Origin of the sequence: Pseudomonas sp. DWP3-1-2 (assembly GCF_049896285.1) — a bacterium.
Classification (GTDB): Bacteria; Pseudomonadota; Gammaproteobacteria; order Pseudomonadales; family Pseudomonadaceae; genus Aquipseudomonas.
On sequence record NZ_JAFCTZ010000003.1, the window covers coordinates 173,178 to 193,860 of the forward strand.

18 protein-coding genes are annotated in these 20,683 nt (G+C 59.8%); 5 read left to right on the top strand and 13 right to left on the bottom strand.

Going from position 1 to position 20,683, the window contains the following annotated elements:
* Positions 1 to 211 precede the first annotated feature (211 nt).
* The gene (locus tag ACP7B0_RS09725; protein WP_426141061.1) at positions 212 to 562 is read right to left on the bottom strand and encodes a glutaredoxin family protein; all 351 of its coding nucleotides are present in this window, start codon (positions 560 to 562) and stop codon (positions 212 to 214) included.
* 12 nt (positions 563 to 574) lie between these two features.
* On the bottom strand, positions 575 to 1,576 hold the full coding sequence (gene yejK / locus ACP7B0_RS09730) for a nucleoid-associated protein YejK (RefSeq protein ID WP_426141063.1): 1,002 nt from the start codon (positions 1,574 to 1,576) through the stop codon (positions 575 to 577).
* A 395-nt stretch (positions 1,577 to 1,971) separates the two neighbouring features.
* Between yejK and ACP7B0_RS09735 the strand changes: the two genes are divergently transcribed.
* A complete protein-coding gene (locus tag ACP7B0_RS09735; RefSeq protein WP_426141065.1) occupies positions 1,972 to 2,253 on the top strand; it encodes an HU family DNA-binding protein in 282 nt (93 codons plus the stop codon).
* Between the two features lie 173 nt (positions 2,254 to 2,426).
* On the opposite strand, the gene rlmF is transcribed toward ACP7B0_RS09735, so the two are convergent.
* The 5 genes from rlmF to ACP7B0_RS09760 all read right to left on the bottom strand — a co-directional run bounded on the left by rlmF (position 2,427) and on the right by ACP7B0_RS09760 (position 9,149).
* Positions 2,427 to 3,443, bottom strand: a complete 1,017-nt coding sequence (rlmF, locus tag ACP7B0_RS09740; RefSeq protein ID WP_426141066.1) for a 23S rRNA (adenine(1618)-N(6))-methyltransferase RlmF — start codon at positions 3,441 to 3,443, stop codon at positions 2,427 to 2,429.
* 190 nt (positions 3,444 to 3,633) lie between these two features.
* Positions 3,634 to 6,480 (bottom strand): valine--tRNA ligase, encoded by a 2,847-nt coding sequence (locus tag ACP7B0_RS09745; protein ID WP_426141068.1) that lies wholly within the window; start codon positions 6,478 to 6,480, stop codon positions 3,634 to 3,636.
* 226 nt (positions 6,481 to 6,706) lie between these two features.
* Positions 6,707 to 7,150: a DNA polymerase III subunit chi gene (locus tag ACP7B0_RS09750; RefSeq protein WP_426141070.1), complete on the bottom strand. Its 444-nt coding sequence runs from the start codon at positions 7,148 to 7,150 to the stop codon at positions 6,707 to 6,709.
* A gap of 7 nt (positions 7,151 to 7,157) precedes the next feature.
* Entirely contained in the window at positions 7,158 to 7,586 is a 429-nt protein-coding gene (locus tag ACP7B0_RS09755) for a DNA polymerase III subunit chi (RefSeq protein ID WP_426141072.1), read from the bottom strand.
* 72 nt (positions 7,587 to 7,658) lie between these two features.
* Positions 7,659 to 9,149, bottom strand: a complete 1,491-nt coding sequence (locus tag ACP7B0_RS09760) for a leucyl aminopeptidase (RefSeq protein ID WP_426141073.1) — start codon at positions 9,147 to 9,149, stop codon at positions 7,659 to 7,661.
* 329 nt (positions 9,150 to 9,478) lie between these two features.
* Here ACP7B0_RS09760 and lptF point away from each other — a divergent pair, with 329 nt between their 5' ends.
* From lptF to ACP7B0_RS09780, 4 genes are all read left to right on the top strand, one after another.
* Positions 9,479 to 10,600 carry an LPS export ABC transporter permease LptF gene (gene lptF / locus ACP7B0_RS09765; protein WP_426141075.1) on the top strand — a complete coding sequence of 374 codons (1,122 nt, stop codon included), beginning with the start codon at positions 9,479 to 9,481 and terminating at the stop codon, positions 10,598 to 10,600.
* Complete coding sequence (gene lptG, locus ACP7B0_RS09770) at positions 10,593 to 11,654, top strand: LPS export ABC transporter permease LptG (protein WP_426141076.1); 1,062 nt, start codon at positions 10,593 to 10,595, stop codon at positions 11,652 to 11,654. Before lptF ends, lptG begins: the two co-directional genes overlap by 8 nt.
* A gap of 253 nt (positions 11,655 to 11,907) precedes the next feature.
* Entirely contained in the window at positions 11,908 to 12,537 is a 630-nt protein-coding gene (locus tag ACP7B0_RS09775) for a LysE family translocator (protein ID WP_426141545.1), read from the top strand.
* 51 nt (positions 12,538 to 12,588) lie between these two features.
* The gene (locus tag ACP7B0_RS09780) at positions 12,589 to 12,888 is read left to right on the top strand and encodes a chorismate mutase (protein ID WP_426141077.1); all 300 of its coding nucleotides are present in this window, start codon (positions 12,589 to 12,591) and stop codon (positions 12,886 to 12,888) included.
* An 80-nt stretch (positions 12,889 to 12,968) separates the two neighbouring features.
* Here ACP7B0_RS09780 and ACP7B0_RS09785 read toward each other — a convergent pair whose 3' ends face one another.
* The 6 genes from ACP7B0_RS09785 to ACP7B0_RS09810 all read right to left on the bottom strand — a co-directional run bounded on the left by ACP7B0_RS09785 (position 12,969) and on the right by ACP7B0_RS09810 (position 20,511).
* Entirely contained in the window at positions 12,969 to 13,454 is a 486-nt protein-coding gene (locus tag ACP7B0_RS09785) for an RDD family protein (protein WP_426141079.1), read from the bottom strand.
* A 99-nt stretch (positions 13,455 to 13,553) separates the two neighbouring features.
* The gene (locus ACP7B0_RS09790) at positions 13,554 to 13,766 is read right to left on the bottom strand and encodes a cold-shock protein (protein ID WP_003365337.1); all 213 of its coding nucleotides are present in this window, start codon (positions 13,764 to 13,766) and stop codon (positions 13,554 to 13,556) included.
* Between the two features lie 395 nt (positions 13,767 to 14,161).
* The gene (gene gcvT / locus ACP7B0_RS09795; protein ID WP_426141080.1) at positions 14,162 to 15,286 is read right to left on the bottom strand and encodes a glycine cleavage system aminomethyltransferase GcvT; all 1,125 of its coding nucleotides are present in this window, start codon (positions 15,284 to 15,286) and stop codon (positions 14,162 to 14,164) included.
* A gap of 79 nt (positions 15,287 to 15,365) precedes the next feature.
* On the bottom strand, positions 15,366 to 18,230 hold the full coding sequence (gene gcvP, locus ACP7B0_RS09800; protein WP_426141081.1) for an aminomethyl-transferring glycine dehydrogenase: 2,865 nt from the start codon (positions 18,228 to 18,230) through the stop codon (positions 15,366 to 15,368).
* Between the two features lie 10 nt (positions 18,231 to 18,240).
* Positions 18,241 to 18,624 (bottom strand): glycine cleavage system protein GcvH, encoded by a 384-nt coding sequence (gene gcvH, locus ACP7B0_RS09805; protein WP_426141082.1) that lies wholly within the window; start codon positions 18,622 to 18,624, stop codon positions 18,241 to 18,243.
* A 378-nt stretch (positions 18,625 to 19,002) separates the two neighbouring features.
* Positions 19,003 to 20,511 carry a sigma-54-dependent transcriptional regulator gene (locus tag ACP7B0_RS09810; protein ID WP_426141083.1) on the bottom strand — a complete coding sequence of 503 codons (1,509 nt, stop codon included), beginning with the start codon at positions 20,509 to 20,511 and terminating at the stop codon, positions 19,003 to 19,005.
* Positions 20,512 to 20,683: the final 172 nt, after the last annotated feature.

Here is a 20,683-nt window from a genome sequence, read left to right on the forward strand (position 1 = left end):
TTAGCCGGGAAGGGGTATTTCAGTCGATGCAGATGCAGCAGACGCCTGGCCTCTTCCCGGCTAAAGCCGGTCCCACGAGGTGAACAGTAATTCCCGGCTGAAGGCGGCCGATGGAGGATAGGTTTGCGTTTTGAACGGTGCTGAATATTTGCCCATGAAAACGCCCCAAAGTCTGGAGAAGTGCCCAGCTTTTGGGGTGCAGTTCAAGCAATCACTTCAACGCCGCCAGAATTTCCTCTTCGCTGAAGCCCCGGATGATCGTGCCATTCACGTCAATCATCGGGATGCCACGGCCGCCAAGGGCCTCATACGCCTTGCGGCCTTCCGGGGATTTCTCGATGTCGTATTCCTTGAAGGGAATGCCTTTGCTGTCGAGAAAGCGCCGGGTCTGTTTGCAGTAGCCGCACCAGTCGGTGGCGTACAGCACCACCTGGGCTTGAGCCTGGGTTTGCGCCGTGACCCCGGTTGAGGGGATGAAGAAGTGTTCGATCTTGCCCCAGTTCTGGTAAGCCACCACGAACAGCATGATCAATACGACTTTCTTCAGGGTGCGCATCAACATCGCGTCAGGCCCTCAGCGGCGTTTGAGTTGATCGGTGAGCTGGGTCGGCAGGCCTTTGATGATCAAGGTGCCGGCTTCTTCGTTGTATTCGATCTTGTCGCCCAACAGGTGGGCTTCAAAACTGATGGACAAGCCTTCTGCACGACCGGTGAAGCGCCGGAACTGATTGAGGGTGCGCTTATCCGCCGGGATCTCCGGCGACAGGCCGTAATCCTTGTTGCGGATGTGCTCGTAGAACGCACGGGGGCGCTCTTCGTCGATCAACCCGGACAACTCTTCCAGGCCCATGGGTTCGCCCATTTTGCTCTGGCTGCTGGCGTAGTCCACCAGGGTCTTGGTTTTCTCGCGGGCAGACTCTTCCGGCAGGTCTTCGCTTTCCACGAAGTCGCTGAACGCCTTGAGCAGCGTGCGGGTTTCGCCGGGGCCGTCGACCCCTTCCTGACACCCGATGAAGTCCCGGAAGTACTCCGACACCTTCTTGCCATTCTTGCCTTTGATGAACGAGATGTACTGCCTGGAGCTTTTGTTGTTCTGCCATTCGGAAACGTTGACCCGGGCCGCCAGGTGCAGTTGACCGAGGTCCAGATGCCGCGACGGGGTCACGTCCAGCGCATCGTTCACCGCCACGCCTTCGCTGTGGTGCAGCAGGGCAATGGCCAGGTAGTCGGTCATGCCTTGCTGGTAGTGGGCGAAGAGAACGTGGCCGCCCACGGACAGGTTGGACTCTTCCATCAGCTTTTGCAGATGCTCCACCGCGATCCGGCTGAACGCGGTGAAATCCTTGCCGCCGTCCAGGTACTCCTTGAGCCAGCCGCTGAACGGGTGCGCGCCAGACTCGGCATGGAAGAATCCCCAGGCCTTGCCTTGTTTGGCGTTATAGCTCTCGTTGAGGTCGGCCAGCATGTTCTCGATGGCCTGGGACTCAGCGAGTTCGGAGTCGCGTGCGTGGAGGACTGCGGGCGTACCGTCGGGTTTTTTGTCGATCAGGTGGACGATGCAATGACGGAACGGCATAGGCTTCTCGGCTGTATGTGAGCGAGCGGGGTGGCTCGATTGAACGGCGGCCAGTGTAACGCACCAGAGACCCGAAACGGCCTTGTACCCCTTGGTTTTGGCCTTGATTCGGCCGTAACCCCCGTTATTTTGGGCTGAAACACTTTAATCCTGTCCAAACGGGTAGGTTAGTGCGGATATTTACGCGGCTCTGTGCTAGTTTTGCGCGGTCTTGCGCACTACAGCGCGCTAAGCACCGCAGTTTGTGTGTGATCGAGCCGAACCAAAGCCCGGTTTCAGTATCTACATTTCGTGATTAATCGTGGCTGCTACTGGAGGGCCAGGTTCATTGCCTGGCCCCAGGCCGACACCGCATCCTGCAATCCAAATGAATTTGATAGGGAAGGAACACCACCATGGCTCTGACTAAAGACCAATTGATCGCCGATATCGCTGAAGCTATCGACGCGCCAAAAACCACCGCGCGTAATGCTCTTGACCAATTGGGCCAGATTGTTGCCGACCAACTGGAAAGCGGCGCTGAAATCACTCTGCCGGGTATCGGCAAGTTGAAAGTGGCAGAGCGTCCAGCTCGCACTGGCCGCAACCCTTCGACTGGCGCAGCCATCGAAATCGCTGCCAAGAAAGTTATCAAGTTCGTACCAGCTAAAGCGCTGAGCGACTCGATCAACAAGTAAGCGCACGCTTGCTGTGAAAAAGCCGTGCTCCGGTTTACCGGAGCACGGCTTTTTTGTGGGCGTCAGATGCCGGATCTGTTGGAGCGAGGCTTGCCCGCGAATCAGGCACCTCGGTGGCTCAGATCCACCGCGTTAGCGTTCTTCGCGGGCAAGCCTCGCTCCAACGGGATCTGCTAAACCCAACGCTCCTGCCGCCAGGCCGCTTGCTGGGCCTTGTCCAGAAAGGTCCAGGCCACAAAGCGGCTTTGCTTCTGGCCTTGGCCCATCTCGATGATGCGGCTTTCAAACACGCCGGCTTTTTTCAGCGTGCTTTGAATCAACGGCAGGTTCGACGCCTTGGACACCAGCGTGCTGAACCAGAACACCTGTTTCGGCAAACGCGTGCTCTCGTTGATCAACTGCGTCACGAAGCCGATCTCGCCGCCTTCACACCACAGCTCCTGGGATTGCCCGCCAAAATTCAGCACGGGCAGTTTGCGTTTAGGGTCGGCTTTACCCAGCGCCCGCCATTTACGCTGGCTGCCGCGTTGCGCTTCGTCGATGGACGAATGGAACGGCGGGTTGCACAGGCTGACGTCGAAGCGTTCATCGCTCTTGAGCAAATCCAGCAGGATCTGTTTGCGATTGGCTTGCAGACGCAAGCTGATGGCTTTGCTCAGGCTGTTGGATTTGACGATGGCAGTAGCGGCGGCAATAGCGGTCGGGTCGATATCCGACCCCAAAAACTGCCAGCCGTAATCGCTGTGACCGATCAACGGGTAGACGCAGTTGGCACCCATGCCGATGTCCAGCGCCTTGATCGACAGGCCACGGGGGATAACGCCCTCGTTGCACTCGGCCAGCAGGTCGGCCAGGAAGTGCAGATAGTCCGCTCGGCCCGGAATCGGTGGGCACAGGTAATCCGCCGGAATATCCCAGTGAGCCACACCGTAGAACGACTTGAGCAGCGCTCGGTTGAACACACGCACGGCTGAAGGGTTGGCAAAGTCGATGCTTTCCTTGCCATACGGGTTGAGGATCACGAATTCTGCAAGCTCAGGGCTGCTTTTGATCAACTTGGGGAAGTCGTAGCGGCCCTGATGGCGGTTGCGCGGATGCAGCGTGGCCTTTTCCCGTGGCTCGGCAGGTTTTGCCTGACGCTCGGTTTGGGGCTTCTTGCGGGGTGTCTTGGGTTTGTCTGGGGTGGTCATAGGTTGATTCTGGTGGTGCGGGCGCAACACCCCTGTAGGCGCGCGCTTGCCCGCGATAGCGTTTGATTGAACGCCGCGCCATTACGATCGGATCGTGGACGCCAGGGCTGGCCCCATCGCGGGCAAGCGCGCTCCTACAGGAATCTATGTGTGATCGGCCGGCCTGTTTCCAGGCTGGCCGATCTGTTGCTTACAAGCTGGAAATACGCGCGTGCTGCTCTGCCAGTTTGCCCAAGGCCTGTTCAGCCTCGACCATTTTGGCGCGTTCCTTGGCGATGACTTCCGGCGGTGCCTTGTCGACGAATGCAGCGTTGGACAGTTTGCCGCCGACGCGTTGCACTTCGCCTTGCAGGCGCTGGATTTCCTTGTCCAGACGCGCCAGCTCAGCGGCCTTGTCGATCAGGCCGGCCATGGGCACCAGCACTTCCATCTCGCCCACCAGTGCGGTGGCGGACAATGGCGCTTCGGCGCCCGGCTCCAGCACCGTAATGGATTCCAGCTTGGCCAGTTTCTTCAGCAGGTAGTCGTTTTCCTGCAGGCGGCGCAGGTCTTCGGCATTGACGTTCTTGAGGAACAGTTGCAGCGGCTTGCCGGGACCGATGTTCATCTCGCCACGAATGTTGCGGGTCGCGAGCATCAGGCCCTTGAGCCATTCGATGTCGTCTTCGGCCGCCTGATCGATGCGTGCTTCGTTGGCCACGGGCCAGGGTTGCAGCATGATGGTCTTACCCTGGACGCCCGCCAGCGGTGCCAGACGTTGCCAGATTTCTTCGGTGATGAACGGCATGAACGGATGCGCCAGACGCATTGCCACTTCCAGCACGCGAACCAGTGTGCGGCGGGTGCCACGCTGACGTTCAACGGGTGCGGTTTCGTCCCACAGAACCGGCTTGGACAGTTCCAGGTACCAGTCGCAATACTGGTTCCAGATGAACTCGTACAAGGCCTGCGCCGCGAGGTCGAAGCGGAACTGATCCAGTTGGCGGGTCACTTCGGCTTCGGTGCGCTGCAGTTGCGAGATGATCCAGCGATCCGCCAGGGACAGTTCGACCGCTTCGCCGTTCTGACCGCAATCTTCGCCCTTGTCCAGCACGTAGCGGGCGGCGTTCCAGATCTTGTTGCAGAAGTTGCGATAGCCTTCGACGCGGCCCATGTCGAACTTGATGTCGCGACCGGTGGACGCCAGCGAGCAGAACGTGAAGCGCAGGGCGTCGGTGCCATAGCTGGCGATGCCGTCGGCGAACTCGTCACGGGTCTGCTTTTCGATTTTCTTCAGCAGTTTCGGTTGCATCAGGCCCGAGGTACGTTTCTGTACCAGGTCTTCGAGCTCGATACCGTCGATGATGTCCAGCGGGTCCAGGACGTTGCCTTTGGACTTGGACATCTTCTGACCCTGGCCATCACGCACCAGACCGTGCACATAAACGGTCTTGAACGGGACTTGCGGCGTGCCGTCTTCATTCTTCATCAGATGCATGGTGAGCATGATCATCCGGGCAACCCAGAAGAAAATGATGTCGAAGCCGGTTACCAGTACGTCGGTGGAGTGGAAGGTCTCCAGAGCCTTGGTTTTTTCAGGCCAGCCCAGCGTCGAGAAGGTCCACAGCCCCGAACTGAACCAGGTGTCGAGCACGTCGTTGTCCTGTTGCAGCGCAACGTCCGGGCCCAGGTTGTTCTTGGCGCGCACTTCGGCTTCGTCGCGGCCGACGTAAACCTTGCCGGACTCGTCGTACCAGGCCGGAATGCGATGGCCCCACCAGAGTTGACGGCTGATGCACCAGTCCTGAATGTCGCGCATCCACGAGAAGTACATGTTTTCGTACTGTTTAGGCACGAAGGCGATGCGGCCGTCTTCAACGGCGGCAATGGCCGGTTCGGCCAACGGCTTGGTGGACACGTACCACTGGTCCGTCAGCCACGGCTCGATGATCGTACCGGAACGGTCGCCTTTCGGGACTTTCAGAGCGTGGTCATCGACGCTGACCAGCAGGCCCGCAGCCTCGAAGGCAGCAACGATCTGTTTGCGCGCTTCGAAGCGATCCAGGCCGGCGTATTCAGCCGGCAGGCTACCGTCAATGGTTTCGTTCAGCGTGCCGTCGAGGTTGAACACCTGGGCGGCGGGCAGCACGTGGGCGTTCTTGTCGAAGATGTTCAGCAGCGGCAGGTTGTGGCGCTTGCCGACTTCATAGTCGTTGAAGTCATGGGCCGGGGTGATTTTCACACAGCCGGTGCCGAATTCCGGATCGCAATAATCGTCGGCGATGATCGGGATGCGGCGGCCCACCAGCGGCAGCTCGACGAATTTGCCGATCAGCGCTTTATAGCGCTCGTCTTCCGGGTTCACGGCGACGGCGGCGTCACCGAGCATGGTTTCCGGGCGAGTGGTGGCAACGATCAGGTAATCCAGGCCGTCAGCGGTTTTCGCGCCGTCAGCCAGTGGATAACGCAGGTTCCACAGGAAACCCTTCTCGTCGTGGTTTTCCACTTCAAGATCGGAAATTGCCGTGTGCAGTTTGGTGTCCCAGTTGACCAGACGCTTGCCGCGATAGATCAGGCCGTCTTCATGCAGGCGTACGAACGCCTCACGGACCGCGTCGGACAGACCGTCGTCCATGGTGAAGCGCTCGCGGCTCCAGTCCACGGACGAGCCCAGGCGACGGATCTGACGGCTGATGTTGCCGCCGGACTGATCCTTCCATTCCCAGATTTTTTCCAGAAACCTGTCGCGACCCAGGTCGTGACGGTTCAGGCCCTGTGCCTCGATCTGACGCTCCACCAGCATTTGCGTGGCGATACCGGCGTGATCGGTACCCGGCTGCCACAGGGTGTTGCGACCCTGCATGCGGCGGAAGCGGATCAGGGCATCCATGATCGCGTTGTTGAAACCGTGGCCCATGTGCAGGCTGCCGGTGACGTTCGGCGGCGGGATCATGATGGTGTACGGGTCACCCGAGCCTTGAGGCGCGAAATAATTCTCGGATTCCCAGGTTTGGTACCAGGAAGTTTCGATGGCGTGGGGCTGGTAGGTCTTGTCCATGCGCGGCGGGAACCTAATTGGCATTAATTCAGGAAAGCCGACAAGTATAACGGGGATGAACGGCTTGGCGTAGAGCGGGGCGATGATGGGTGGTGAAAAGTCTCGATCCAGAGTCGGGTGATGCTTTGTTGGAGCGAGGCTTGCCCGCGAAGCTTTCTGTCAGGCGTCGCAGATGTGGCGAATGTACGGGCCCTTCGCGGGCAAGCCTCGCTCCAACGGAGCGGCGTCAATTCTGCTGTTGGCTGAGCAGTCGCTCCATCCTGGCTTCAAGACGGCGTTTGATTTCGGTCTCGATATGCGGGGCGAAGTCGTCGATGACGTCTTGCATGATCAGTTGCGCGGCGGCGCGCAGCTCGGTTTCCAGATGCAGCAGGGTATCCGGGTTGGCGGCGGGTTTCTGAGGCGCTTGTGCCTGAGCGGGCTCGGCCTGATGAGCCGGCGGCTGCGGTGTGAGCGTCGGAATGTCGGCTTCGTCGGTGTCGAAGTCCAGATCATGGCTCAACGCAGGCCGGGTGCCCACTACATCGAACAACAACGGGATCTGCGTTTCGCTTTTGACGGTGTCGGTCAACAGCGGTGGCTGCAGTGAGTCATCGCCCAGCAATTGCCGGATCGACTCCAGGTCGTCCAGAAGGTTGGCAGGCTGTTTCAGGGGTTTGGAAGTATCCATCGTATGCTCAAAGACGCTGTAGACGGTGATCTTGCAGAGGATAGCCGTGTTCACGGTAGAAGCGGAAACTCTCTCGTGCGGCCAGACGTATAACCGGGTCTTCCACGACGATTTCGGCCACGCGGGCAAACCGTTTGAAAAATTCGGGGATGCGCAAATCGAGGTTGACCAGCAAATCCTGGTGTTGCCCCGGATCTTCACCCAATCCCAGCACCACGGGGCAGACGTCATCGTCTTCAGCGGCACTGTGGGGGACGAAGCTTTCGCCCTTGAAGCGCCAGAGCCGTGCATCCAGGTCATCACGTTGCGCGGCATCGCTGCAATGCAGGTAGACGCGGTGACCGAGACGCCAGGCTTTTTCCGTGAGCTTGCAGGCAAAGTCCAGGCGAGCCGAAGGTTCGGCGCTGGGGAGAATATAGAAATCGACTTGGGTCATAGAGCTTGGGTCATGTGGTCATCCGGTGCGCAAATCGCGCCTGCCCGAAGGCAGGCACGCTTATGCAGGCCGTTATACGCCGGCGCGGTCAAGCAGGTATTGAGTCAGCAGCGGGACCGGACGGCCAGTGGCGCCCTTGTCTTTGCCACCGCTTAGCCAGGCCGTACCGGCGATGTCCAGGTGCGCCCACTCGTAGGCCTTGGTGAAGCGCGAGAGGAAGCACGCCGCGGTGATGGTGCCGCCTTTGGGTCCGCCGATATTGGCGATGTCAGCGAAGGGGCTGTCCAGTTGTTCCTGATACTCGTCGAACAGCGGCAGTTGCCAGGCGCGATCGTCTGCCATTTTGCCCGCGTCCAGCAATTGGTTGATCAAGGCATCGTTGTTGCCCAGCAGGCCGGAAGTATGGCCGCCCAATGCCACGACGCAAGCGCCGGTCAGGGTGGCAATGTCGATCACGGCCTGGGGCTTGAAGCGCTCGGCGTAGGTCAAGGCATCGCATAGCACCAGACGGCCTTCGGCGTCGGTGTTGAGGATTTCGACGGTCTGGCCGCTCATGGTCGTGACGATATCGCCAGGGCGTGTCGCGGTGCCGCTGGGCATGTTCTCGGCACACGCCAGGACGCACACGACGTTGATCGGCAGTTGCAACTCAAGCACGGCGCGCAGGGTGCCGAACACACTGGCGGCACCGCACATGTCGAACTTCATTTCGTCCATGCCGGCTGCAGGTTTGATGCTGATGCCGCCGGTGTCGAACGTAATGCCCTTGCCGACCAGCACAAACGGTTTTTCGCTTTTCTTGCCGCCCTGATAGTTCATGACGATCAGGCGTGGCGGCTGAGCGCTGCCTTGGGCGACGGCCAGGAATGAACCCATGCCCAGTTCAGCGAGTTTCTTCTCGTCGTGAACCTCGACCTTGAGATTCTTGTGAGCCTTGCCCAATGCCTTGGCCTGCTCACCCAGATAGGTGGGGTGGCACAGGTTGGGCGGCATGTTGCCCAGGTCACGGGTCAATGCCATGCCGGTGGCAATCGCTTGGGCGTGGGCGGAGGCGCGCTCCACGTCGGCAACGCTGAGCTTGTCGGTCAGCAGGGTGATTTTTTTCAGCGCTTTGGGTTCGGCTTTCTGGGTCTTGAAGCGATCGAAAACGTATTCGCCATCGGTCAGGGTTTCTACCAGCAGGCGAGTCTTGCCATAGGTGTCGCGGTTTTTCACGGCCAATGGATCAATGGCGATGGCCGCGTCTGTGCCGCCCAGACCCTTGAGATTCGACAGCACGCAGCTGACGACTTTCTTGAACTGACGGTCGGACAATTCCGCGTCTTTACCTGTGCCGACCAGAAGCACGCGTTCGGCTTTCAGGTTGGGCAGGTTGTGCAGCAGCAGGCTTTGGCCGACCTTGCCGGCCAGGTCACCACGCTTGAGCACTGCCGAGATGGCGCCACCCGCGAGGGCGTCGATGGCTTTTGCAGCGTCGCCGAGCGTGCGACCTTCGCCCACGGCAACCACCAGCGTGGCGGTCTTCAAGGTTTCTGGACTTACGCTTTTAACAACCAATTCCATGTCGGGGTCCCCGAATAAACGATGAGCTATGCGAAATGAATGACGTGCGCGGCAGGGCAGAGGTGTCTCGCATGACGATGCCAGCGACAAGGCCCGCAGTTTGACCCCGGCAGACGACCCCTGACAACCCCGTAAAACTCGGGGGTGAGGCCGCGTGTAGGACGTGTACGTGCGAACTATCCCCAGTGCGCAGTGACAGACCACCTCAATCACAGGATAATGCCGCATATTTTTTTGGTGGTTCCCTGTTTGTCGGGTTTAAACCGTATGACCGCTGATACCTTTTTCTTGTCCGGCCGCGTGTGCCGGGCAACCCTGGAGTGTCTGGTTTGATTGTCTTCCGTTACCTGTCCCGAGAAGTGCTCGTTACGCTGAGCGCCGTCAGCGCCGTGCTGCTGGTCATCATCATGAGCGGACGCTTCATCAAGTACCTGGCCCAGGCCGCGTCCGGCGCGCTGGACCCTGGCGTGCTGTTCATGATCATGGGGTTTCGTCTGCCAGGGTTCCTGCAGCTGATTCTGCCGCTGGGTCTGTTTCTGGGCATTCTGCTGGCTTACGGCCGGCTGTACCTGGAAAGCGAAATGACCGTCCTCGCCGCCACCGGCATGAGCCAGCAACGCTTGCTGTGTATCACCATGGCCCCGGCGGCGCTGGTGGCGCTGCTGGTGGCGTGGTTGAGCTTCAGTCTCGCGCCACAAGGGGCGACGCAGTTTTCCCTGTTGATCAATCAGCAGGACGCGATGACCGAGTTCGACACGCTGGTCCCGGGCCGTTTCCAGACCTTGCGCGATGGCAGTCGGGTCACGTACACCCATGACCTGTCTGACGACCGCTCGAAGCTGGGCGGCGTGTTCATTTCTGAAAAGCGCATGTCCGGGGACAAGTCCAAGGATCGCGGCATCACCGTGCTGGTTGCCGAGAAGGGCCATCAGGAAGTCAAACCCGATGGCAGTCGCTTCCTGATTCTGGAAAACGGGTATCGCTACGACGGCAATCCGGGCGAAGCCAACTACCGCGCCATCAAGTACGACACCTACGGTGCCTTGCTGCCCAAGCCGGAGATCAGCGACGAAGTCACCGACCGCGATGCGATCCCCACCAGTGAGCTGTTCGGCAATGACACGCCTCGCTATAAAGCTGAACTGCAGTGGCGCATCTCCCTGCCGATCCTGGTGTTTATCGTGACGTTGATGGCGGTGCCGCTGGCTCGCGTCAATCCGCGTCAGGGTCGCTACCTCAAATTGCTGCCTGCCATTCTGCTTTATATGGCTTACCTGACTATCCTGATTGCCGCCCGTGGCGCCCTTGAAAAAGGCAAGCTGCCCCAGGCGCTGGGATTGTGGTGGGTTCATGCCCTGTTTCTGATGATTGGCCTGGGACTTCTGTACTGGGAACCGCTGCGCCTGAAAATGGCAAGTCGCCGCAGCGCACCGGAGGTGACCCGTGGTTAAGCTCGATCGCTACATCGGCAAAAGTGTTTTTGTCGCGATTCTCGCTGTGCTCGGGATCATCCTCGGGCTTGCCTCGCTGTTTGCCTTCATCGATGAGATGGGTGACGTCAGCGACACCTATACCTTGTTCGATGCCAGCAGCTTTGTGTTGCTCACCGCGCCGCGCCGCCTGTATGAAATGCTGCCGATGGCCGCGCTGATCGGCTGTCTGATCGGCCTGGGCAGTCTGGCCAGCAGCAGCGAGCTGACGATCATGCGTGCGGCAGGTGTGTCCATCGGGCGCATCGTCTGGGCGGTCATGAAGCCCATGTTGGTGCTGATGATCGCTGGCGTGTTGATTGGCGAATATGTGGCGCCGGCCTGCGAAAACCAGGCACAGGCCAACCGCTCGCTGGCGCAAGGCACCGGTGACGCACAAAGCGCACGGCATGGCTTGTGGCATCGTCAGGGCGAGGAATTCATTCACATCAATACCGTCCAGCCCAATGGTCTGCTGTACGGCGTGACCCGTTACCGCTTCGACGATCAGCGCCATATGCTGTCGTCCAGCTTCGCCAAGCAGGCCAACTTCAAGACCGATTACTGGGAGTTGAAAGACGTCACCACCACGTTCTTCCGCGACGGCAGTACCGAGGTGATCAACACCCCTGACGAGCGCTGGGACGTCGCGCTTAGCCCGACGCTGCTGAGTACCGTGGTCTTGCCGCCGGATTCCCTGTCCATCAGCGGCTTGTGGAACTACGCGCACTATCTGACGGATCAGGGGCTCAACAGCGGTCGTTACTGGCTGGCGTTCTGGACCAAGGTGCTGCAACCCCTGGTGACCGTGGCGCTGGTCCTGATGGCGATTTCCTTCATCTTCGGTCCGCTGCGTTCGGTGACGCTGGGCCAGCGGGTGTTTACCGGCGTGCTGGTGGGGTTCACCTTCAGGATCGCGCAGGACTTGCTCGGGCCATCCAGCCTGGTATTCGGCTTCTCGCCCCTGTTTGCGGTGCTGGTTCCCGCCGGGGTCTGTGCACTGGCCGGGATAGTGTTGCTGCGTCGGGCCGGGTAGCGGTCAGTCGTATTGCAGATGCAAAAAAGCCGACGTCAAGTCGGCTTTTTCGTCTGTGGAGTCCGGCCTGTCGGTGCTCGGGCCAGCGCCAGGGCATTGATGTAATCACCGGGATCCCCAAATTCAGTCCTGCGACAGCGTCAGGCAAGGCGCCCTGAAAAGCGGCTGTTGCTGTCAAACCGGCTGCGACTGTAACTACCGTCACTTCAATCCCTTGCTTACTGTCATGGCTCAACCTTACGGAGTGATGACCATGCCGGACGCCGCCAATCTCTATCTTTTCGTTATCGCTGCCTTGCTGCTGTTGATCGTGCCGGGGCCGAACATGGCGTTTGTGACCAGCCATGCGTTGGCCCACGGTTGGCGCGCGGGGTTCGCTGCTGCTCTGGGTATTTCCGTCGCTGATTTGCTGATGACCGCGATGGTGAGCGCAGGTATTGGCGCTCTGGTCATGAGCTGGTCCCCGGCGTTCGAAGTGCTGCGCTGGGCCGGGGCGTGCTATCTCATATGGATCGCCTGGCAGGCTTTGAAAACGCCGGCAGCGGCTCAGGGCGCTCAACGTCAGCTGGCTTCCCTGTGGAAAATCTTCGGCCGAGGCACTGTTAACAGCCTCTTGAATCCCAAAGCGCTTTTGTTCTTTATGGTTTTCCTGCCTCAATTCGTCAGCGTAGAAACCGGCAGCATTAGCCTCCAGCTGATGTTCCTTGGCGCACTCCTTGCGCTCATTGCGCTACTCTTCCATGCCGCACTTGGGCTGTGTGCCGTGCAGCTAGGCGCAAAACTGGGCGGCGGCAACCTCTCCAGGCGTCTAGGGACGTATGGATTCGCCTTGGTGATGGCAGCGTTAGCGGCACGCCTGGTGTTTCTTGAGCGTCCGCGTTGACCCGGCAGGCCGTCCAGCACGCCTTGTGCGTTTAAAAAAGGAGACAGGTATATGGAAGTGCATTGCACATCAATCGAAGAGGTTCGCCAGCACATAGACCGCATTGACCGCGATGTGGTCGCACTTCTCGCCAGGCGCGGCAACCTCGTTACCCAGGCGGCAGCCTTCAAGAAAACTGCTGAGGATGTGCGCGCTCCAGCGCGGGTTGAACAGGTCATCAGCAAAGTGCGCGCCATTGCAGACGATGCCGGCGCCTCCCCTGATGTCGTGGAGCGGGTATACAGAGCCATGATTGCTGCGTTCATAGACGAAGAGTTGAAAGCCCATTCAGTCTTGAGATCCCAGTCTTGAATAGGGCAGCTTTCATGATTGCCGAGTCAGCGCGGGGCTGAAATCCTGGCTCCGCGACGTCAAGACGCTGATCCCGGTGTTCACTTCTGCTTCGGAATGCGCACCAGTTGGCTGCCGGAATACAGGTCATGCCAGCTGCGTTTTTGTTTGTCGAACAGCGACCACACAAAGCCCAGCCCCAGGCACAGCCAGGAGGCAATGGAAACCACGAAGCGCAGCAGGGCTTGCCAGAGGCTGATGCCGGTGCCGTCGGCGTTCTGCACGCGGATGCCCCAGACCTGCATACCCAGGGTTTGCCCGGAGTGGGTCCAGAATTTGGCGAAGAAACCAAACAGGACGAAGAACAGAATAGTCGACAGCAACGGGTCGCCGTCCAGCGCGCCTGATTCTGATAACGCGCGCAGCCGGGCTTCACCCACGAAGGCCATCAGCACCAGTTTGTAGATAAACGCCGTCACTATCAGCAGCGCGAAGCACAGCAAGGTGTCATAGCCGATCGCCGCAAGCCGTCGACCCAGCCCCACAGGCGGAAATTCACCTTGTGGACGCAGCAGATGTTTGGACATGGGGAGGCTCTCGGACTGGGGAAGATCCGCATTTTACGGAATCGCACCCAAAAAAAAGCCCCTGATGTCAGCATCAGGGGCTTTTTTTGGTGGCGGTCGTTAACCTTCCGCTTGAACCTCGTCCGCCTGCATGCCTTTCTGGCCTTGCACGGCAACGAAAGTCACCTTCTGACCTTCTTTAAGGCTCTTGAAGCCGTTGCCTTGAATAGCGCGGAAGTGCACGAACAGATCCGGTCCGCTCTCTGGAGTGATAAAACCAAAACCTTTCTCGTCGTTAAACCACTTGACGGTACCGCTCTGACGTTCAGCCATTTTCTTATTTCCTTGAAACTCAAAATTAATGACAGCTTCTTTCTGGTGAAAGAACTGGGCTGGTTGCAGGAAGTAAGAAACGTAGAGCGGGATGTAGCAAAACATTGAGCTACTGCCCAGGTCCCGATTCAAGCGACCTATGCAAACACAGTGAATAAACTCTACGCTATCTCTTGTTACAAACACAAGCCCCCTGAGAGCCCCGTTTTTGCTGGCTTGCAGGGTATTTTTTAAAATATTAACCAACGTGCAAGGTTTGATAGTTTTTAACTTTCAAGTGCGCTTTTCAGGTGCGCCCCGTGAGCGGTAACTGTGCTCTTCCAAACAGTGAAATGGGGGTGTGAAACTTTGTATCGGTGTTGTCACACACCCACCCATTTTTTTGACGGCGGTTATTAGCCGCGGAAGTAACGTTGTGCAACGAAAGGCATTTTGCTTACCACCATGGGCACTTGCTTGCCACGCACAATGGCCCATACCGGTGTATCCAGCGCGGTAAAGGCGTTATCCACGTAGCCCATGGCCAGCGGTCCGCCCAGGCTCGGGCCGAAGCCGCCACTGCAAACAGTACCAATGGTCTTGCCGTCGCCATCGACGATTTCCGCACCTTCACGCACCGGGGTGCGCTCTTGTGGCAGCAGGCCGACGCGTTTGCGTGCAGGTGCCGATTGTTGCTGGGCGAAAATCCGTTCCGCGCCGGGGAAGCCGCCAGCACGCGGGCCATCAGCGCGGCGTACCTTGGAAATGGCCCAGAGCAGGCTGGCTTCGATGGGCGTGGTGTCGGTGTTCATGTCGTGACCATAGAGGCACAGGCCCGCTTCCAGGCGTAGCGAATCCCGGGCACCGAGGCCGATGGGGGCCACTTCCGGCTCTGCCAGCAAGCGCCGCGCCAGTGCCTCGGCCTGATCGGCCGGAACGGAAATTTCATAGCCGTCTTCCCCGGTATAGCCGGAGCGACTGACGTAACACTCAACGCCCATCAACGTGACGCTGGCAAATTGCATGAAGGTCATCTTCGCGACCTCCGGTGCCAGGCGCGCCAGAACGGTGACCGCTTGTGGGCCTTGCAGGGCGAGCAGGGCGCGCTCGTCGAACAACGGCTGGATTTCACAGTGGCCGGCCAGGTGTTTGCGCAGGTGGGCGAGGTCTTCGTTTTTGCAGGCGGCGTTGACCACCAGCATCAGTTGATCGTTGCCGAGGTTGGCGACCATCAGGTCGTCCAGAATGCCACCGGTTTCATTGGTAAACATGGCATAGCGTTGCATGCCGACGGGCAGGTCAATGATGTCCACCGGCACCAGAGCTTCCAGCGCTTTGGCGGCTTCGGCACCGGTCAGACGGATCTGGCCCATGTGCGAAACGTCGAACAGGCCGGCTTTTTCCCGGGTGTGCAAATGTTCCTTCATAACGCCTGCCGGGTACTGGACCGGCATGTCGTAGCCTGCGAACGGGACCATCCTGGCACCCAGTTCGCGATGCAGGGCGTGCAATGGGGTCGTGAGCAATTGTTCGGTGGTCATGGGTGAATCCTTTTCAATAGTGGCGCTGACGCGTGGCAATCGCCGTGGGGCCGGCTAAAGCCGGTCCCACGCTAAAGGATCACGCCTCTTGATAGCTCTCGATGGACGGGCAGGCGCAAACCAGATTGCGGTCGCCGAACACGTTGTCGACACGGCCAACCGGCGGCCAGTACTTGCCGTCGATCAGCGATTCCACCGGATACACCGCTTGTTCGCGGCTGTACGGATGGTTCCACTCGCCTACGATTTCCGCGGCCGTGTGCGGCGCGTTTTTCAGCGGGTTGTCTTCTTTATCCAGCGTGCCGTTTTCCACCGCGCGGATTTCCTCGCGGATCTTGATCATGGCATCGCAGAAGCGATCCAGCTCTTCCCTGGATTCGCTTTCAGTCGGCTCGATCATCAGGGTGCCTGCCACCGGGAACGACATGGTGGGGGCGTGGAAGCCGAAGTCGATCAGGCGCTTGGCCACGTCATCAACGCTGATGCCGCTGCTGTCTTTCAGAGGGCGCAGATCAAGGATGCATTCATGCGCGACCAGCCCGCTTGTACCGGTGTAGAGCACCGGGTAATGCTCTTCCAGACGACGGGAAATGTAGTTGGCATTGAGGATCGCCAGTTGTGAGGCACGCTTGAGGCCTTCGCCGCCCATCATACTGATGTACATCCAGGTGATGGGCAGAATGCTGGCGCTGCCCAGGGCCGCTGCGCACACCGCGCCTTCCTTGCGCTCCAGAGTACCGTGGCCCGGCAGGAACGGCGCCAGGTGTGACTTGACGCCAATCGGGCCCACGCCCGGGCCGCCGCCGCCGTGGGGGATGCAGAAGGTTTTGTGCAGGTTCAGGTGGGACACGTCACCACCGAACTTGCCCGGCGCGCACAGGCCCACCATGGCGTTCATGTTGGCGCCGTCGATGTAAACCTGCCCGCCGTTGTCATGCACGATGCCGCAGATTTCCCGGATGCCTTCCTCGAACACGCCGTGGGTCGACGGGTAGGTGATCATCAGGGCCGCCAGGTGGTCGCGGTGTTCGATGGCTTTGGCGCGCAGGTCTTCGATATCGACGTTGCCTCGTGCATCACACGCGGTGACGACGACGCGCATGCCCGCCATGTTGGCGGTGGCCGGGTTGGTGCCGTGGGCCGACGACGGGATCAGGCAGATGTCGCGGCGCTCGTCGCCCCGGCTCTGGTGGTAGGCGCGAATGGCTAGCAAGCCTGCGTATTCGCCTTGCGAACCGGCATTCGGCTGCAAGGAAATGGCGTCGTAACCGGTGGCGGCGCAGAGCATCGCTTCCAGTTCCTGGGCCAATTGTTGATAACCGGCGCTCTGTTCGGCGGGGGCGAACGGGTGCAAGTTGCCGAATTCAGCCCAGGTAACCGGGATCATTTCGCTGGCGGCGTTAAGCTTCATGGTGCACGAACCCAGCGGAATCATGGTGCGGTCCAGGGCCAGGTCCTTGTCGGCCAGTTTGCGCAGGTAGCGCATCAGCTCGGTTTCGGAGTGATAGCGGTTGAACACCGGGTGGCTGAGAATCGCTGATTGGCGCAGCAAATCTTTGGGCAAGTGCGATTTAACGCTGTCTGCCAAGGCCGCGAAGTCCGGCAGGCTCTGGCCTTCGTCGGCGAAAATGGCCCACAGGGCCTGGATCGCCGAAGGCGACGTGGTTTCGTCGAACGACAGGCCCAGGCGCTGATCATCGATTTCACGCAGGTTAACCTGCTGTGCGCGGGCCTTGGCATGCAGCGCAGCGGTCCTGGCACCCGTGGTCAGGGTCAGGCTGTCGAAAAAGAATTCCTGTTCGACGTTGAGCCCCAGTTCGGCCGCGCCCCTGGCAAAAATCGCCGTCAGGTGATGCACGCGATGGGCGATTTGCGTCAGGCCACGTGGGCCGTGGTAGACGGCGTACATGCTGGCAATGTTCGCCAGCAGCACTTGCGCGGTGCAGATGTTGCTGGTGGCTTTTTCGCGACGGATATGTTGCTCGCGGGTCTGCATGGCCAGGCGCAAAGCCTGCTTGCCATGGCGATCCACGGACACGCCTACCAGACGTCCCGGCATGTCGCGCTTGAACGCATCGCGTGTGGAGAAATACGCCGCGTGCGGCCCCCCGAAACCCAACGGCACACCAAAACGCTGAGCGCTGCCAATGGCGACATCAGCGCCGAATTCACCCGGCGGCGTCAGCAAGGTCAAGGCCAGCAGATCGGCCGCTACCGCTACCAATGCGTTAGCGTCATGGAAACGCTGCACCACTTCGCGGTAATCGAACAGGTCGCCATTGCTGGCCGGGTATTGCAGCAGGGCACCGAAGAACGGGCTGACATCGCCCAGCTCGGCTTCGTCAGCCACCACCACGGTAATGCCCAGCGGCTCGGCACGGGTGCGCAGCACGTCGAGGGTTTGCGGGTGGCAGTGGATGGAGGCAAAGAACTGATGGCTGCTTTTGTTCTTGCTCAGGCGCTTGCAGAAGGTCATGGCTTCAGCGGCGGCCGTGGCTTCATCCAGCAGCGAGGCGTTGGCAATCGGCAGGCCGGTCAGGTCGCTGATCAGGGTCTGGAAGTTGAGCAGCGACTCCAGACGACCTTGGGAAATTTCCGGCTGATAAGGTGTGTAAGCGGTGTACCAGGCCGGATTCTCCAGCAGGTTGCGCAGGATCGGCGCTGGCGTGTGGGTGTTGTAGTAGCCCTGGCCGATGTAGGTGGTGAACAGCTGATTCTTGCCGGCAATGGCTTTGATCGAGGCCAGCGCATCGGCTTCACTCAGACCCGGCGCCATACCCAGCACGCTGGTGCCCTTGATGCTTTCCGGAATCACGCTGGCGCTCAAGGCCTCCAGCGAATCGAAACCCAGCGTCGCCAGCATGGCTTGCTCATCGGCGGCACGCGGGCCGATGTGGCGGGCGATGAATTCGTTGGCGGTGCTCAATTCGATACGGTCAGTCATGTCGTGCTCCTCAGGCTTCAGCGTTGGCTTTGATCAGGCGGTCGTAAGCGTCCTGATCCAACAGGCCATCAATGGCGCTGGCGTCTTGCGGGATGAAACGGAAGAACCAGCCTGCGCCCAAAGCGTCTTCATTGACCAGCTCCGGCGTGCTGTCGAGTGCGGTGTTGACCTCGACCACCTCGCCATCAAGTGGCATGTTGATGCTGCTGGCGGCTTTCACCGATTCTACGACCGAAGCCTCGGCGTGTTGACGATAAGCCTGCAATTCCGGGAGTTGCACGTACACCACGTCGCCCAGGGATTCTTGCGCATACGGCGTGATGCCTACCGTGACGCTGCCGTCGGCTTCGGCACGCAGCCATTCGTGGTCAACGGTGAATCGCAACTCGCTCATAAAAACTCCTCAAGGGAACAAAGGCTCGTGACAGGCGCGAGCGTAATGGCAATGTCCTTAGCAAGTTTGCGGCCAATATGGTTTTAGGCAATGAAATCAGGGGTGTGAAGGGTTTTCAGTGAGTGGGTCGAGCGGTGCCTGTAGCGAAATCAATACAGGTGAGGGCGCGTAAAAATTGCTTAGGCGTTCAAGGCCTTGGCGCGCGTGGGTGTACTGATTATGTAGCGATATCGTTCCGGTGTATCGAAATCAGTACGGGCGGGCGCAGTGAATCGTTTCTTACAAGACTGGCTTCAGCCGGGAAGAGGCCCAGGCGTTCGCTGCATGTGCATCGCCTGAAATACCCTTCCCGGCTGAAGCCGGTCCCACTGCCAGTGCTCAGCCTTTCCCTGAAATCCCATACTTGCGCAGCCGGTGGGCAATGGCCGTATGTGACGTCCGCAAACGCGCTGCCAGTTGGCGGGTGGAGGGATGTTCGCTGTAGAGCTTTTCCAGCAATGACTTCTCGAACTGCTCAACGGCCTGTTCAAGACTGTCGACTTCGCCATCATTGGCCCGGGCGACGGCGGTGCCTGCGATGTCCAGGTCGCCGATGTCCACCAGATTGCTTTCGCTGATCGCCGCCGCACGAAAAATCACGTTCTGGAGTTGGCGCACATTGCCGGGCCAGCGGTTGCCCAGCAGTGCAGGGTAGGTGGCGGGTGCCAGGCGGCACACCGGACGCTGGATCTGGGCACAGGCCTGCGCCATGAAATACCGCGCCAGCAGCAAAATATCCTGGCCGCGATCACGCAAGGGTGGCACTTCGAGATTGAGTACGTTCAGGCGATAGAACAAGTCTTCGCGGAACGTGCCTTCGCTGACCATCTTTTCCAGGTTGCGGTGGGTGGCGCTAAGGATGCGCACGTTGACGTTGACTTCCCGGTCGCCGCCGACCCGGCGGAAACTGCCGTCATTGAGAAAACGCAGGAGTTTGGCTTGCAGGTAAGGCGACATTTCGCCGATTTCATCGAGAAACACCGTGCCCTGGTTGGCCAGCTCCATCAGGCCGGGTTTCCCGCCCCGTTGTGCGCCGGTAAAGGCGCCGGGGGCGTAGCCGAACAGCTCGCTTTCAGCGAGGTTTTCCGGGAGCGCCGCGCAGTTCAGGGCCAGAAACGGCGCGCTGTGCCGGGCACTGGTGGCGTGGCAGGCGCGCGCGACCAACTCTTTGCCGGTGCCGGTTTCGCCCTGAATCAACAGCGGGGCATCCAGCGTGGCAACCCGTTGCGCCCGGTTTTTTAAAGTGCGGATGGCCGCAGATTCGCCCAGCAAGGCATCGAAACCTTCAGCGTGATCGTGATGCAGCGCAGACAGGCGCTCACCAATTCGGCTCGGCTGGTACAGGGTCAACAGCGCGCCGGCATCGGTGATCGGTGTGGCGTCCAGCAGCAAGGCTTCACCGTTGAGGGTGACTTCCCGCAGTGGCAGGCGAAAGCCGTTTTCCAGCAGCGCGCTTTGCAGTCCCGGATCAGCGAACAGTTCAGCCACTGCCTCGCCCGCTGGCTCGCGGCCGATCAACGCGATCAGTGCCGGATTGGCCAACAGCACATGGCCTGCGCTGTCCAGGGCCAGGACCGGATCGGTCATGGCGGCGAGCAAGGCGTCCAGTTGCAGGTGGCGGCGCTGGCCGGGGAGGATATCCACCACGGTGATGGCTTCGACGCCGCGCACCCGGAACAAGGCGTCCTTGAGTTCTTCAAGCACCTGATGGCTCAACGTCGGCGCATCGATATACACGTTGGGCGGCACCATTTCCACGGCGTCGAGGTTCAGATTACGCCCACCCAGAATCGCCAGGACTTCCTGGGTAATGCCGACTCGGTCGATAAAACTGACGTGGATGCGCATGGAAGGCTTGGGTTTCCGGGCCGCGAGGGCGGCAATTATGCCAGTAATCGTGCGAAGCGATGGTGCCCGGCGTTACGCGAGGCAGGCGGGCGGGACGGATCGGGGCACGCAGAAGGGCGATATTCGAAGTAACACCGGGCCGCGGGAGCATCCATTCGCTCCCACGGACCTG